Annotated in this window: 9 protein-coding genes and 3 tRNA genes; 2 read left to right on the top strand and 10 right to left on the bottom strand. The window is 39.1% G+C overall.

Annotation, left to right across the window (positions count from 1 at the left end; translation table 11 throughout):
* Positions 1–136 precede the first annotated feature (136 nt).
* From Q0R37_RS10845 to Q0R37_RS10810, 8 genes are all read right to left on the bottom strand, one after another.
* Positions 137–231: transfer RNA gene (locus tag Q0R37_RS10845), tRNA-Ser, on the bottom strand.
* An 8-nt stretch (positions 232–239) separates the two neighbouring features.
* Positions 240–698 (bottom strand): hypothetical protein, encoded by a 459-nt coding sequence (locus Q0R37_RS10840; protein ID WP_294754363.1) that lies wholly within the window; start codon positions 696–698, stop codon positions 240–242.
* Positions 699–1227: 529 nt separating this feature from the next.
* Positions 1228–1322, bottom strand: a tRNA-Ser gene (locus Q0R37_RS10835).
* A gap of 96 nt (positions 1323–1418) precedes the next feature.
* Positions 1419–1495, bottom strand: a tRNA-Glu gene (locus tag Q0R37_RS10830).
* A 183-nt stretch (positions 1496–1678) separates the two neighbouring features.
* On the bottom strand, positions 1679–2635 hold the full coding sequence (locus Q0R37_RS10825) for a hypothetical protein (RefSeq protein WP_294754361.1): 957 nt from the start codon (positions 2633–2635) through the stop codon (positions 1679–1681).
* A 63-nt stretch (positions 2636–2698) separates the two neighbouring features.
* Positions 2699–4084 (bottom strand): dockerin type I domain-containing protein, encoded by a 1386-nt coding sequence (locus tag Q0R37_RS10820; RefSeq protein WP_294754359.1) that lies wholly within the window; start codon positions 4082–4084, stop codon positions 2699–2701.
* A complete protein-coding gene (locus Q0R37_RS10815; protein ID WP_294754357.1) occupies positions 4081–4227 on the bottom strand; it encodes a transposase in 147 nt (48 codons plus the stop codon). The genes Q0R37_RS10820 and Q0R37_RS10815 overlap by 4 nt, the downstream gene beginning before the upstream one ends.
* Positions 4228–4334: 107 nt before the next feature.
* On the bottom strand, positions 4335–6947 hold the full coding sequence (locus Q0R37_RS10810) for a dockerin type I repeat-containing protein (RefSeq protein ID WP_294754355.1): 2613 nt from the start codon (positions 6945–6947) through the stop codon (positions 4335–4337).
* Positions 6948–7250: 303 nt separating this feature from the next.
* Between Q0R37_RS10810 and Q0R37_RS10805 the strand changes: the two genes are divergently transcribed.
* Entirely contained in the window at positions 7251–11405 is a 4155-nt protein-coding gene (locus tag Q0R37_RS10805; RefSeq protein ID WP_294754353.1) for a leucine-rich repeat protein, read from the top strand.
* Positions 11406–11619: 214 nt separating this feature from the next.
* Positions 11620–14862, top strand: coding sequence for a leucine-rich repeat protein (locus Q0R37_RS10800; protein WP_294754351.1), 3243 nt, complete (start codon positions 11620–11622; stop codon positions 14860–14862).
* A gap of 148 nt (positions 14863–15010) precedes the next feature.
* Here Q0R37_RS10800 and Q0R37_RS10795 read toward each other — a convergent pair whose 3' ends face one another.
* A complete protein-coding gene (locus Q0R37_RS10795; RefSeq protein WP_294754350.1) occupies positions 15011–15859 on the bottom strand; it encodes an IS3 family transposase in 849 nt (282 codons plus the stop codon).
* 41 nt (positions 15860–15900) lie between these two features.
* On the bottom strand, positions 15901–16444 hold a 544-nt coding region (locus Q0R37_RS10790; protein ID WP_294754348.1), incomplete at its 5' end, for a transposase.

The raw sequence follows: 16444 nt of genomic DNA, 5'->3' as shown, positions 1-16444 counted from the left end.
GCTGTTGTCAGTTATCGCAAAATATGCGACAACTCATTTTAGCAGGAACTGTTGCGTTTTTTGCAACAGTTCATTTTTCAGTTGTTGCAAATAATGCAACAACTCATAGTAATGTGCATTTTCTGCATAATGCTTTTGGCGGTCGTACTGAGACTTGAATTCAGACATCGGAATCCTCCGATTACTCACAGTTTAGCAAACTGCTGCCTTACCGATTAGGCTTATGCGACCTTGTATTTTTACTCATTCCCGAACTTCTCGTCATATATTTCCAGCCATTCTTCGCCGTATTCTTCTTCGGCTTCATCTTCCAAAGTTACATGAACATATGTAAGAAAATCAAGAAAATCTTCATATTCTTCTCTGTCATCGCCGATCGCATAAAATGCTCCTGTTTTCTGGGAAAAATACAAACTATCACTGCCATATCCAAGACTTCCGATATATACATCTTCTTTATCAGGAGTGCTTATTTCAGGAAAAAACAGCTCTATTCTGCCATCCATGATCCTTGCATATGAAGTGAGCAATAACCAGCTTTTATACATCTCAGGTATTTTTACACCATTAGTTTTTTCCCATTCTTCAATTTTTCCAGACGGACACGGAGCATCAAATTCTGTTTTTTTCTCTAACATAGAAGAAATATTTTTCAGGTCTTCAAACTCATCTTTTACTTCTTGAATAATATTTTTCATGATACATTTCTCCTTTAATTGATAGTTTCCATAATTATATCATATTCAGGGGAGTTTTTCAATAAAAAACAGCTCCTGTCCGTGTGGATGGGAGCTGTTGTCAGTTATCGCAAAATATGCGACAACTCATAGTAGTGGGCATTTTTTGCACTTTCCTTTTGGCGGTCGCACTGAGATTGTAATTATGACACGAAGATACTTCCGTTGTTCGCAGAACAAAATGATGGAATACTATTCCTTGAGTTCAGACCACTTGACAATTATATAAAATATGTTATAATATAAATTGTAAAATAGCTGTGTTATAGGTCTGGGTTCGATTCCCAGCATTGCCGCTGTAGCTTTGCCTATTCTTATTGAGTATGCCGCAACTAAATTACTGGATTATTATTTTAGGAGTGATAAAATGAGCGAAACGTTTTTTCTCGCAGGAATAACGGCAATGTGGTGTAAAGGAAGCATGACTGATAGCAGGTCCCTGCGAGAAGAACCAAATACTAAAGCTGCCTAGTTTTAGGCAGCTTTTTTATGGCGGTCGTACTGAGACTTGAACTCAGACATCGGAATATCCCGATTACTCACAGTTTAGCAAACTGCTGCCTTACCAGTTAGGCTTATGCGACCTTGTATAGATTTTAACTGTCAGCAATGCTGAATGCGCGGAGGTTTCTCGCGTTCCGCAAAAAGTGAAACGCGAGACCGCGCGCGTCTGCTCGACGCTGGTGACGGATAGGGGGATCGAACCCGCTATTTAGAGATTGAAAGCCTCTTGTCCTGACCGATTAGACGAATCCGCCATACGGCTGGCTGAAGGAGTTCTGCGAGAAGAATGATATGCCTTTCTACGGTATACATAGTTTCAGACATCGCAAGCAGATGAAAACACCTTTATCAAATAGTACGAAAATACGCCATTATCCCCCTGTATTTAAAAAGCGACCATTTACATGGTCGCTTTTTAGCCTTCTTAGAGGATCCTATTAGTTTTGATTAATTATGCTCAATAGATTTTCTTCGGAAATAATTTTATCTTTATCCAAATAAAAAAATCCATTGGTGCAGTATAAATAGAGAATTCTATCAAGTTTGTAAGTTGTACATTCCTTATCTCCATGTTTATTTGATTCTCGAATCTCTTTTGCCCATTCCCACATAAATAACGCAATTCGTTCTTCAGAATAAACACATGGTTTTCTTGGCTTGTTATTATATTTTTCGTACGCTGGATTATGAATTATAAATTTATCCCATGTACTATAATCTTTTTCTATGATTGAATCTACAACTCTGCTTATATGAGTATCTGGTTTTGCAAGCCAAGTTGCACCACATTCTTTTATCCAGTTATAGCTCAAAGGAATACCCATACCGCTGACTTTTGACCAAAGGCTACGTAATTGATAAAGGAGCTCTTTAACTTCTTCTATGGTTTTAGGAGCAGCATTTAAAAATTCTTTAAGCTTCATTGTATTTTCAAAGCTTTTATGTTCCGAAAGATATTCTGCTCCATTATATAATCCTTTGACATATTGTTGCCACATTGTATTAGCTTTGGTTTCTGAATTTCCATTATTGATCCAATGCTTTTCCTTATTTACTGTATTAGGCATTACATCACAAAAGTGGTTAATTAATAGCGTCCAATTATCATAATCCAAAGCGTTTTGATATTGAAATCCGTTAAAAATTCCTGATATCTTATCTTTTACAAGAATAGATTTATTATTTTCTTTCGAATACTCTTTCCAGTAACCGATTACACCAGAAATATAGCTGCCATCTTGAATATCACCGCAGAGTTCTTCAAAATAATTAGGACGTTTATCATGCCAACAAGAGCAGTTAGGGTGATAGTACTTTTCTATATATACGCCTTGTTTATCTGCAAGCTCTTCCAGTTTATTCTTTACTTCATTGTAAAGCTTGACTCTGTCCATAACAATACCTCCCATATAATAATTTGGTACTTTTTATGCTTGTTTTCTAAAATAAGTATTTTATTACTTTTTCAGATATTCTTCCAATGATAGTATTTCTTCCTTTGTGGTAGAAACATAAGCGTAGTACGAAAGAATACACGAAGCGTCAACTGCATTTATTAAGCCGTCATGATTCACATCTGCTGCTGCTTTTTGAGCATTAGAGAAGCCGCCGTCTTTATTTGTAGATATCATAGCATAGTAAGCAAGAACAGTGGAAGCATCTACTGCATTAATATGCCCATCACCATTAACATCACCGTTCTCAAGGCTTTCTAAACTCATTCCTTTATACCAATCTTTAAATAAGATTACTTCTTGATACGGATTTCTTGAAAACAGAGTGTTGCTCTTTTCAACGTATTCATCTTGGATTATTTCTTGTTTGTTTTCTATAGCTGTACCAAAATTATTATAGTAATAGCACTTGCTGTTATCCATTATTAGCTTTCCTGTTGTTTTTAATTTTCCGTTACTTAATGTAAACGAGGTGGCAGTTGAATTTGCTGCTCCACCAAAGTTGTATTCGATGATTTCATTTTTTGAATTAATGGAATATCTGATCCTTACGTAAGATGAGGCAATATGGATAATTTTATTGTTTTTTATTGTATAAAGATCATAAAGAGTAAAGCTTCCGTCATTTTCCTGATTGCCTGTGGCAAATTCGTATATACCATCACCATTAAGGTCACGTAATATAAAACATGGTTTAGTATAGGGTTCTTCTTTCCATAAGTAACTCATGTTATCCATATTAAGGTGAGATGTTCCTATAGCAAGATCTATTGTCGATAACAGATTTGGTGATGCAAGTAAGTCCTTATATCTTTGAATCAATTCGTCGTATCCATATTGTCCTGAAACAGCAATTGGCTTTTCTTGATTTGTTCGCTGAAATTCCTGCTCTGCATCATAATCGGCAAATGATTCCATATACGGATTAAATGGTTCAAGTTTTAAATTGTTGTTCACATAATTATTATTGTAATAACGATTGAAATCTTCACTTGAAATCTCATCCCACTCTGAAAAATCTAAGCTCAGTGGAGCAGTGAGGAGTTCTTTCTTATCTGTTTTATAGTATCCTAATGATGGATAAGAATTAGATATATATCCAACTATTGGCACAAGTTCCCCTTCTGAAATATGATAATAAATGTGTCCGTAAGCTTGTCCGTGTAAATTTGGACTTGGGTTAAAACATATTATTCCATTTCCTAATACAGTATAATAATACATACCTGTACCCTGTGTAAAAATAGATATAGGTTTATTATTTTGAAAGTTACATGTATAAACTGCTATAACATTGACATCATCACTAATTAGCAATTCTTCTTTTCCGTCGCTGTCCAAATCAATAAAGCGGTAACCTTCTGCATATCGTGGACGATTTTCATTCAATATCTCATGATAGAATTCTTCAGGGTTAATGTTTCATGGTTTATTCCATATTTTGGAGCTATTTGCTTACAGCCTCCATTTCCATTAAGAACATCCTGCACAGCTGCAATTCGTTCTTCATCTGTTAATTTCCTTCGTGACATAAAAATTACCCCCTTAGAGTTTTAACACTTTTGTTTTTTCGTGTGTCTACTCTAAGGGGATTATATCACAGACGAGGGCGGTTTTTTATATGCCAAAATGCTTATTTTTATGATACTATCTCACTGCCGCCCCATTCAACAACTGTGAAGCCTTTCCTTTCAAAGGTCTCAAGCTGCTGCGGTTCGACATTCACAGCGTCCTCAAGCGGAACATAAGCCATGAAGATACGGAGCATACTGTCAGGTGTCGGAGTGATATCCAGCTTTGCAGAATTCGTATATGCGTCGCTCTGGAAAGCAATGAGGTTATACCTGTTATGCTCCATTCTCGGCAGCCAGTATACGATGAACTCATTCATTTCCTCTTCGGTAAGTCCCATATAGGTGAGCTTTTCCCTGAGGAAGCTTTCCGTATCACTTCCCGCAACGCAGAAGCCCTCAGAGAAGTCGAATCTTGTACGGCAGTTTACAGCGTCCCAGAACAGATATTTATGATGTGTGCCGTCAGCCTTGTTCGTAAGCGAACCATCGGGAGAAGCTGTTACGTCCCAGCCGTTGTTATACTTCGGATAGGTCGTTGAGAGCTCTGCTTCTGTAAGCTCCAGCTCCACATGAACATCTGTCTCTTCCTCGGGATAGAGGTATATTACAGGCTTGGCCGCAACTTCTTCATAATATATCGTAGGAGTGCTTCCGTCCTCTTCAACTGTTTTTATCCAGCCGTTTTGTCCGTTGTATTCTGTATATAACCAATTGTCTTCATTCTTCATATATCCCAGCTCTCTGAGCCGTGTCCTCGCAGGTATGGCAGCGATACAGTCAAAGCTTTCTTCAGGTCCGAGATATAATTTCAGTCCATCTTCCCGAACAATTATGGGAGTACTGTATCCGACATACTCATCAGGGAAAATAAAGGCTCTGCTGTTATGGTAGACAAGCTCTTTCCTCATAAGTATCAGATCGAATATATCAAGCTTGTCGTCATTGAAGAAGTCAGCTGCCTTCCAGTCGGCAAAAGTGATATCGGGATCACCGAGCAGCCATTTCTGGAGCGATACAAGATCGGATATACTGAAATTGCCGTCAGAATTCACATCACCTGTGGGAGTAAATCTGATCGGAACGATAACGTCCATGGAATTATTGTCATATACAGTTTTTGGAGTACCACCTGTTATGACATTGCAGCTTCCCGGAACTGCATATAAACTGATATCCAATCTGCTGATCTTATCAAATTTCAGACCCGAAGATACTTCGGAGCTGAGATCAAGGCTGTACGGATTAGAATCAATACTAAATTCCTTACTGATGAAGTACGGGAGCGCCTGACCTTCCAAATAGTAGTTGATAGCAGCGCTTAATCCAAAGGGATATCCATAATCGTCGAGACAAAGAGTTTTCCCGTTATCCGAATTGACAAGCTTAAATCGGATAGTATCTTTTTCGGGGATACTCTGCTCCTTTTTCAGTCTGAACACAACATCAGCAGAGCCGTTATCATATTTTGTAACGGTCATATAGTTCTCGGGGACAATAGTTCCGTTGTAGTAGCCTGCTTTCCCGTCTTCTGTATCTAGCAGGGAATATCCCTCGGGAAGATCATTACCGCTTAATCCGAATGAGAAATCGTAGTCGTCAAAGAATCTGCCTAAATCTACAATGGCAGGATTTTGTTTGAAGCCGCAAGGCTGCATGTTAAGGAATATTTCGCCGTCGGGAGTGCTTTTACGTATATCCGTCCATATGGTCGGCATTGCGCCATCGGGAAGCGTAAGCGGATCGCCTGTGTCATAGTCGGCAAGGGTGACCCGCATATCTCCCGAAAGCAGTATAGTCTGTGCATCATCAAGAACAACACAGTCGGCGGTGAGAGAATAAGTTTTCGGCTCTTCCGGAGTCGGTCTGGCACTGGATGTGCGTGTCAGTGAAATCTTTTCTTTACCATCTTTCACAGCCTGATAGACATATATCTGATCGATAGAACCGTCACAATACATATCACGGACCTGCATTGTACAGTCAGATATCATGAGGGGCTTTATGTTCTCATTTTTGTTTGAACTTTCAGATTCCCACCTGTCGCCGAACTGTTCGATCGTCACCGTACAGAATACAACATAGTTTTCCTTGACTGATACTTCGCCGTTCATCTTTTCATATTCGCCGAATTCTTTTACACTGTCAGGAAGCCAGCCGAAGATATCGGTTTCGGTGATATTGAGGCTCTGATCCACAGTGAAGGTGTATTCGGCGATCGCAGGCGGCTCCGGATTATTAGCAGGGTAGCCACTTGGTGCAGTAGTGAGCGGCGTAACGTAGGTATCAACAAGTGTTAAAGTAACGTCACCTTCCATATAAGGCTGAAAAACATACACATCAAAGCAGGTTTCCGAATATTCATTGGTGTATATTTCCTGCTTCAGTTTATACCCCTTGCCTTTCGCTGTCCGTAGTTCATAGCCATAGTTATCTCTGTTGGCACTGTCGGGATACACGATACAGATAAGACCATTGTCGATATGTGTTGCTCCGTATGTATTGCGGAACTCTACAGCAGAGTCAAAATCGGTGGGTATCCAGTCAGGGATAGAAGCTCTGTCAGATGTTCCCTCTGCGTAAACACTCATAGGCGTGGATACATTCAAGGTATCTGCATAAAAAGGAATAATTGCTGTTGTGGCGGCGGTTATTGCAGCCGCGAGTTTCTTTAACATCATAATTCACCTGCCATTTCCGGTATTTGCAGTATATTGCTGCCTAACCTCATTATATAACAAAATGATCCCGAAAGCAATACGAGATCTCCTTTTTATGGTTTAACGTAAAAGAATGCAGAAATGTGCGGATCGGAATGTAAATTTTTTATGAACGCAAACGCAAGCGTGAACAAAGTTCACCTGTACAGGTGATTTTACACTTGTTTCCGCTGTTACGCTGCTGAGACAATAAGCAAAATACGACTTGACTTTATTGCCTGACTGATATATAATTGATACATTAAACTATATAGGAGGTCAACCATGAAAATCCAATTCAAAAGAATGGTATCGTTTTTAACATCAGCTGTAATGACGATATCAGCACTATCATTCTCAGGTTTCAGCGCAAATGCCGAAACCAACGACTCACAGCAGCAGACGTCGGATATTCGGGACTCTGAAGTTCAGTACGGCGGAATACTGGGGTCAATGCTTTCAGACGAGATCAATGAGTCGGTCGAGAGCAAGCAGGAAGCCGAAAGTCTTGATTATACAGTCTATAAGATCAGTCACGATCCCGATACTGCATATGTTGGGGTAGACTATAAGGCAAAAAATGACTGTACTCTTTTTGTAGGCTTCTACAATGACGAGGGTACAGAGCTCTTATCCTCTGTAACAAAGGAACTGCAAGCAACCGACATGGGTTCTGCCGAGGTGAATATCCTTGATGTTCTGCCCGACCATTACCTTATAAAAGCGTTTATAATAGGCAAAGAATTGCTTAATCCTCTTTCCAAGCCCTGCTATTATAACAAGTATACAAAGCAGATGCAGGAAATACTTGCTGCGACAACCGACGATTTTGCAGAAAAAAATGACAAGGTCGTTAATCTCGATGATGATAACAGCAACAATTTTTTCGTGCTTCAAGATGATGTTATTGATATAACTCCTTCAGAAGACGCAGATGTCTATAAAGGAAAAGATGAAAACGAAAAATATATTTTTGAAAATCCCGTTAAAATTGCTGAACTCAAAAAAGGCGATAAAGTATTTGTAAGATCTTTGCCTGAAATGGCTGCGTTTATTGTCGACAGCATCGAAACCGATGGAAATACCGTTGTTATTTCCAGTTCGGATTTCCAGGTAAGTGATTTCTTTAAATTCATCAAAATTGATAAAAGTGAGCTTACCGATGAAAATAACACAGATAATTCTAATACCAAGAATTACCAGTTAACAAGGAAACAATACCCGCAGCCCTTCTGTTCGCAAACAGAGTTTGATGACTCATATGCACTTCCGCTTCCTACAATAAAATCAGAATTTGATCTTGAGGGTTATTATAGTACATACATATATCGTGAAATACCTTTATGGGATTTAAGTGGATTTATGGGTGATATCGGTGCTTCTAACCACTTTAATATTACAGTACAAGGCCCTTTTGAATTATATTATGACTTAGAAATATTTGGTAAAAAGTTTATATCTGTATCATCAGAAATAAAAGTTACAGTTGATATAGCAGCAGAATTAAGTAGTGATAAATTTACGTTCCCCCAAGATGCTGTTAGATTGCCTATATTTGAGAGTGGGGTTATAAACATATATCTTCACCCTCAAATAACCCTTTCTCTTAAAGGTGCAGGAACATATATTTATGAAAAAACAGTTTATCTGAATTATGATCCAAATACAGGATTTGATATTTCATCCACTGATCCTGCAACCAAAGAAGCAACAGGACAAGTCGTAATAGAGTTCAAGATGGAAGCGGCAATTGAAGTGGATCTTTTTTTCCTAACTATTTTTAAAATAGTACCTTCTGCAGGTGTGGAAATAGGGATTGAAAATTCGGCCGAGTATCCTGACGGTCAAACAGGATCACTTCACATTGATTCTTCAGGTCTTTATTATGACACAAAAAAACAACCGACGTATATAAGGCATGATTGCAAATACTGTTATAATGGCTTTTTTAGAGCATATGTATCAATAGAAGCAGATCTTTGTATCGAAGTCTGGGGAATTGAAGAATTGGGAGTAGATTACGAAATAGGAAGTATTGACATTATTGAGGCCGGGCCATTTTACTTTCACATAAATGACACAGGTATGCATCGTGGAAAGTGCGATAACTATAGTCATAAAATAAAAATCGAAGTAATTGATTCGGAAGAAAAAAACAAACCTGTTCCATACGTTAAACTTTATAAGTATTCAAGTGAATATGATAAAGAGGTGGCTCTTAACGATGATTACGGAACACAGTATAAAACCGATAAAGATGGAGAAATAAGTTTCTTTGTATCTGATCGTGATCTGAATAATAATTCATATGATATAATTGCTAAAACCGAAGACGGAAAAATGGGAATAGCTTATATCGGCTATCTTTGGGATTCTGATTACAAAGGCGTAAAAGAATACACAATAGATATCAGTTCAAACTCAAAACGTCCTAAAGAAAGTCTTATAAAACCAAGATCCGACGGCAAATATGTTACAGACGACGTAGATACTATTACAGGAGTATGCGGATACGCAGAAGATGAAAACGGAAATTTCTATTATTTTGAAAATGATAATGGTGAGAAAGAAAAACTTCCCACAGTATACTATTCTATCTATCCTGATGCGGATTATGATAATGTTTGTTATATTTATGGCGGCGGCATAATCAACGCTGCTGGTAACATTCCATCAAATGTAGATAAAATCGTTATTGCTGACAATGACACCAAACTTGGTAAATACACTAATTTTGGCTCTTATCTTCATAATCTAAAGAGTGCTGATCTTAGTGCAGCTAATATGACTGAAATTGCTCCATCTGCATTCGCTAACTGCCAAAATCTCAAAGAAATAAAATTCCCACTGAGATTAGAAAAAATTTGTGGTTGTGCATTCCAAGGCTGTAAAAGTCTTAAGAGCATTAATTTGCCAGCTACTGTAAAGTATATTAATACAGCGGCTTTTAATGGGTGCGTAAATCTCACTTCATTTACAGCGCCTTCCAGTTTAAAAGAAATCGGATATCAAGCATTTTGGGATTGTAATAATTTAAGGGAAGTAAACCTTAATTACGGCTTGGAGTATATTGCTTCGGAAGCTTTTCTTTCGACAAAAATAAAAAGTATTAATATACCGTCAACCGTTACAAAGATCGGATATCACGAAGTATTTGCCGACGGTTATACTGATAAGCCAAGAGAGTTGAGAACTGTAATTATTAATTCAGATTTTGATGTGGTTAAAGAAGAAAACACTCTTAATTATTATGAAAACAAATGTGTAATTATTGATGATTCAACTTCAGATTCTTTTAGTTATGGTAACTCATATGATGTTTTCGATGATTGCGTAAGATTAAATACAGTTATTTTCAACAAAGGTGTTACCAAAATAAATGATGGTTTATTTACATATAAACCCGTGTCAAAGGTAAGTCTCCCAAGCACATTAAAAGAGATAGGCAGGTATGCTTTTTTCGGAACAAAATTAACTTCAATATCTCTTCCTGATGGATTAGCATCTATCGGTGAATACGCTTTTAACACAACAGGATTAAGCTCAATTACTTTTCCTAATAGTTTGGAAACTATTGGTGAATATTCTTTTGCTAACTCCCCTCTTGCTAATGCTAATGTTAATATTCCTGAAAATGTTAATGCCATTGGTGCATATGCATTTGGAAATACTGGTTTACACAGCATTACTATCAACAATCGTGACTGCACAATAGGTGAAGGAGCTATTCCAAAGGGAAAAAACTATATTGTCTACGGCCATGATGGTTCAACAGCTCAAGCATTTGCAGAAAGTAACAATAACACATTTATTTCTCTTGACAAAAAGCCCGCAGAGACAACAACCACAGCCGTTACTACGACCACGGCAGCAACAACTACTGTCACAGCAACAGTATCAACTGTAATAAGCCCGCAGAAAGAATGCGTATTTGTTGCCGTAAATGATCCGACTTCTGTTAATTCAACGGCACAGGAGATTCTTGACGTTGAAAATGTTGCATACTTCGATCAGCAGACAGCTGACGAAAACGGAACTGTAATATTCTCATTTGTTCCTGAGATAGTTGATCTGACGCATATCTTTATAAGCGAGATAACAGATTCGGTTATCACAAAAACTGTTGAAGCATCAGGCAAGGTCATCGAAACAACAAAGTATACAGTAACAGAGCCTACTACAGCAGCTCCTTCGGTAACACTTGACGGAGACGCCAATAACGACGGCAGGATCGATATGGCAGATGCGGTATGCATACTTCAGGCACTGGCAAATCCGAATAAATACGGCATTTCCGGCACTGATGAGCATCATATTACGGAACAGGGTCAGATAAATGCTGATGTTTATCATCCGGGCACAGGCATTACTAACATGGATGCGTTAACTATTCAAAAATACCTTGTTAAATTGATAGATACTCTTCCCGTATATCCCTGATCCTGACATTTAAACACCAAACGGCTCGTGCAAGGGAGCACATATCCCTTATACGAGCCGTTTTTTCGCTGAATAGTCTGTGCCTTGAAGAATTATGGCAGGACAAAAATGACAAAATTGTAAATTTTAACTTTGTGATATTGTGTCTTTCAGATATTTGTGATATAATACCTTTTAAGTCGCAAGACTAATGATATAAAAAGGAGTTAAAACAATGAAAATCAAAAAAATCATCGCAGCTGTCACCGCACTTGTTATCGTTGGGGGTACGTATACGGTAACAGGAAACCCAAATGACAAGGTGATCGTAAACGCTGCGGAAGAAGCAGAAGCATCAACTGTCGAAAAAGACGGTATCCGGTATGAAGTCAGCAACGGAGAAGCCACTTTGGAAAGAGTCACTGACAAGACACTGACAGAGATCGTCATACCCGATGAAGTGGAAGGTATACCTGTTGTTGCTTTTAAACAGAATGCTTTCATACTGGTGTCCAAAGGACTGATATCACTCAAGCTGGGTGATAATATCGGGGAGATACCCGCATTCTCCATGGAGGGCTTCGACAAGCTTGAAAGCATCGAGCTCGGCAAGAAAACGGAAGCAATAGGCGAGTATGCTTTCCGCGGCTGCAGCAGTCTTGAAAAGATAACCTTCAGCGAAGGACTTAAAGTCATAAACCACAGCGCTTTCAACAACTGCAGCTCACTGGTCTCGCTGGAGTTTCCCGACAGCCTTGAAAAGATCGACTATGACGCATTCGCATACTGTAAGAATCTTAAAAGTGTGAAATTCGGAAAAGGTCTTGAATACCTCGGAGAAATGGCTTTCTACGACGACGAAAATCTTACGGATGTAGAATTTGGCGAGAATATAAAGTATATGGGCGGAACTGTCTTTTACGACAAAGTTATGGTGGAATTTACAGTTCCCGAAGGCGTTGCCGAGCTTGACGGCTGTCCTGTGTACGGAAGCGGTAAAACCGCAAAGGGTGAGACTATCGCGATAAAAATAGCAAATCCCGACTGTGCGATCACATATAAAAAATCATGGGCTAACTATATCATCCTGTGTGCTAAGGATTCGGCTGTGGAGAAATTCGCGGAGGAAAACAATATAGCTCACTATACTGCCGAGGAATTTGAGTCAAAGGAGAATGCTGAAGACGAGACCGGCATTACCTTCAAGGAAACCGAAGGCGGACTGATGGTCTACAGTATAGACAAGCTGGGAGAGGACGGCTCGCTGGTAATACCCGATGAGGTGAACGGAGTACCTGTTGTGAGCATTTACAACGGTATAATGAACGAGCTCGTTTACGATCAGATGAAGTCGCTCATAATCGGCAATAATATAAAATCAGTTCCCGCAGGCGCTTTTGCAAACTGTAAGGCACTTGAAAGCGTTGAACTGGGAGACTCTGTTGAAACCGTAGAAAACGGAGCGTTTTTCAGCTGTGCGGCTCTTAAGCATGTATATTTCAAAGAAGGACTTAAAGAAATAGGAAACTCTTCTTTCGCGGGCTGTGCTCTGACAGGCAACCTCTATTTGCCGAACTCTCTCGAAAGCATCGGAGCATCCGCTTTTTTGAACAGCGGAGACTTTGAGAGAGTTGTTGCGGGACAGGAACTGAAAACTATCGGTGATGCAGCTTTTTCGGGCAACACTTCCTTGCTCTCGGTCGAGCTCAAAATATGCGTTAAAGAACTGGGCAAGTCAGCCTTTGAAAACTGCTATAGTCTCAATAAGATCAATATTCCGTCATCTCTTGAGATCATCAAGGAAAAGACATTTTATAATACCGCAATAGACACTCTTGTTCTTGGAGAAAATATCAAATCCGTGGGAGAAAAAGCTTATGATCCGATCTACGCGGAAAACGGCGAAGAATACACTCTTGAAGCTGCAAACGGCTTCCCTGAGTTCACTGTTCCAGCCAAAAAGAATTTAATAACCGTAACTGTTATGAACCCCGAGTGTGAACTGGAAAAGGATGCATTCACAGGAGGAATCGACGCTGTCTGCGGTTATCAGGGCTCAACTGCCGAAGAGTACTGCAAGAGTATTGAGGGCATGTCTTTCTACAGCATAGGTGAATATTCCGACGGCGAAACAGTCAGAAATAACGTCCCGATCATGAAAGTAAGCGAAACAGAGGACGGTATCTGTATTGATGAGATAGTACAGACCGAAGGAGATACACTTGTTATCCCTGCGGAGCTGTACGGAAAACCTGTTGTAAAGATAGGAAAATATGCCGCAAAGGACACCGACGGTATTTCATATGTGAAAAATCTCATAATAGAGGGCAATGTCAGGGAAATAGAGTCAGGAGCTTTTGACAATTTCAAATCACTGGAAAATGCGGAGCTCGGAGAAGGGCTTTCGGTGCTTGATCAACTTCTTTTCGCAGAATGCAGCCATCTCAGATCGGTCAAGCTGCCCGACAGCCTTGAATTAATAGATAATTGTGCTTTTTACGGATTATCCGAGCTTAATGAGATACAGTTCGGCAAGGGACTTAAAACAATAGGCAAAGGTGCTTTTGCAGGCTGTACTTCGCTTACTGAGCTTGCGTTCCCCGACAGTCTTGAAGCAATAGCAGAATCTGCTTTTGAAGAATGTACATCACTTACTGAGCTTGCATTTCCCGACAGCCTTGAAATAATAGGAGTATCTGCTTTTAAAAGCTGCATGAATCTGACGGAAATAAAATTCGGAAAAGGCCTGAAGTGCATCGACAACAGCGCTTTCCATGAAAACCTCGAACTGAAAAAGGTGACCCTTAATGAAGGCATTCAGATCATCGGTCAAAAGGCTTTTGAAAGTTGTTATATGCTTGAAGAGGTAAATATTCCAAATACTGTAACGAGGATATACGACTCCGCATTTTCATGGACGAGCATAAGACAATTGGTTCTTCCCGAGAGCGTTGAATATGTAGGTTCTCAGGCTTTATGGTATATTCCTAAAAAAGACGCTGACAAAGAATATTCTAATATAAAAATCGGAGACGACGGTTCTTTTGCAAGAACTTTTATCCTTCCAAAATATGAAGGAGAAGTAAGCGTTACCGTACTAAATCCCGAATGTGAACTGACCAAAAATTCATTTTTGGGCGAGATCGACAATATATACGGCTTTAAGGGCTCGACAGCCGATAAGGTTTTTTCGGCTGAGTATTCCGCTATAAAATTCGTACCTCTTGATGAGGAAGAAACAAACAGTCTTGCAGGCGACGCAAACTGCGACGGAACAGTAGATCTTGCAGATGCGGTCATAATAATGCAGGCTCTTGCAAATCCCGATAAATACGGCATTAACGGTGCTGACGAGAGACATATCACAGCAAAGGGCATTGAAAACGGCGATGTGGATAAAAACATTGTCGGCATTACTTCAAATGACGCGCTGAGGATACAGGAGCTGCTGCTCGGCAAGGACGTAAAATTCGACTGATAAATAAGCAAAAAAATAACCGCCTTACTTGATCCGCTCCCTGTCAAGTAGACAGTGAAAAAAACAAAAATATTCTATGTAATGACCAAAAGCAGTCTGTGCAATTGTGCAGGCTGCTTTGTTGTTTGTAATTGTCAAGTTCAATCAGTTACGCTGCATATGCTTCATGGTATTCCATTGGCGTCATGCAATTCAGCTTTAGTTGATATCGCTTAGTGTTGTAATAATCTATGTATTCTACTATTGCCGAAATCAGCTCTTCTTTAGATGTAAATCTACGAAGATAGTACATCTCTGACTTCAGCATTCCCCACCAGCCTTCCATAGGTCCATTATCTAAACAGCGTCCAATACGAGACATACTTTGTATCATACCATGATCTATAAGTCTCTGATGGAATATTTTGCTTGTATACTGAAAGCCTCTATCGCTGTGTAAAATTGGATGCGCATCAGGGTTCAATTTTACTGCTTCATCAAATGTGGAGATAACAAGTCCATTACTATTGATTCCTCTGATTTTGAATGCGACAATACGTCTATCATAAAGGTCAAGAATTGCACTCAAATACAATTTTTTGACGGCAGATCCGACATAGTATTTGAATTCAGTTATATCAGTCAGCCACTTCTCATTAGGTTTATCAGCATGAAAATTCCTTTTCAATATATTCTCTGCAATAATCATCGCTGTTGACGGAATATATGTCTTTTTCTTTTTACGAGTAACTGATTTCAGATGCAGTATCTGCATAAGACGATAAATTCGTTTTTTATTGTAATTCACATTATGCTTACGGTTGATCACAACCGTCATCTGACGATAGCCTAAGATTCCATTTCGTTCTTCATAGTGTTGCTTGATCCATTCTGCAAGTTGCTCATTGACTTGCTGATTGTGGCTCGGTGTTCTCTTCAGCCATTTGTAATATGACGAGCGTGCAATATGTATTGCTGCACAGAGTTTTTGGATAGGATAGTTCTCTGACTCATTCATGTATTTGATGGTAAGATATATATCTTCATTATGTACTCCGCTCAGTGATCGCCTCCTCTCAACTCCCTGAGTTTTTTTAGCAACTTATTCTCCATTTCCATCTCTTTGAGTTTTGCCTGTAGTATCTTGTTTTCCTTGCGAAGCTTACCTGCTTCAGTAAGCATATCTTCAGGCTTCGACTTGCCCCTGCGATCATTAAGACCATCTACGCCTTTCTCTTCATACTTACGTATCCATGAATATACCTGCTGATAGGATACTCCAAACTTCTCCATAGTTAGTCCATAATTTTTGCCGTTCTCAATACAGAATGCTACTATCTCTATGCGTTCTTCTTTAGTGGTTTTTCTGCCTTTATTCATGGTAATTCTTCTTTCCGAGCGTGTATGCTCCTTAAACTCTTTACCACTATTATAGCATGTAATCCATCTTACTAACAGGCTTTTATTTCTAATTTTATATTTAGCACAAATTTCATTTAAACTTGATTTCAGTGAGAGATATTCTTTCACTGCCTGAAGTTTGGTTTCAACTGAATATTTCCTGTTTGATCCGGATACCTTAACCGCATCTATTCCTTCAGTT

The sequence above is a fragment of the uncultured Ruminococcus sp. genome, assembly GCF_946415235.1.
Classification (GTDB): domain Bacteria; phylum Bacillota; class Clostridia; order Oscillospirales; family Ruminococcaceae; genus Ruminococcus.
Note: the sequence above shows the minus strand (reverse complement) of the source record. Positions and strands in the feature narration are given on the sequence as shown.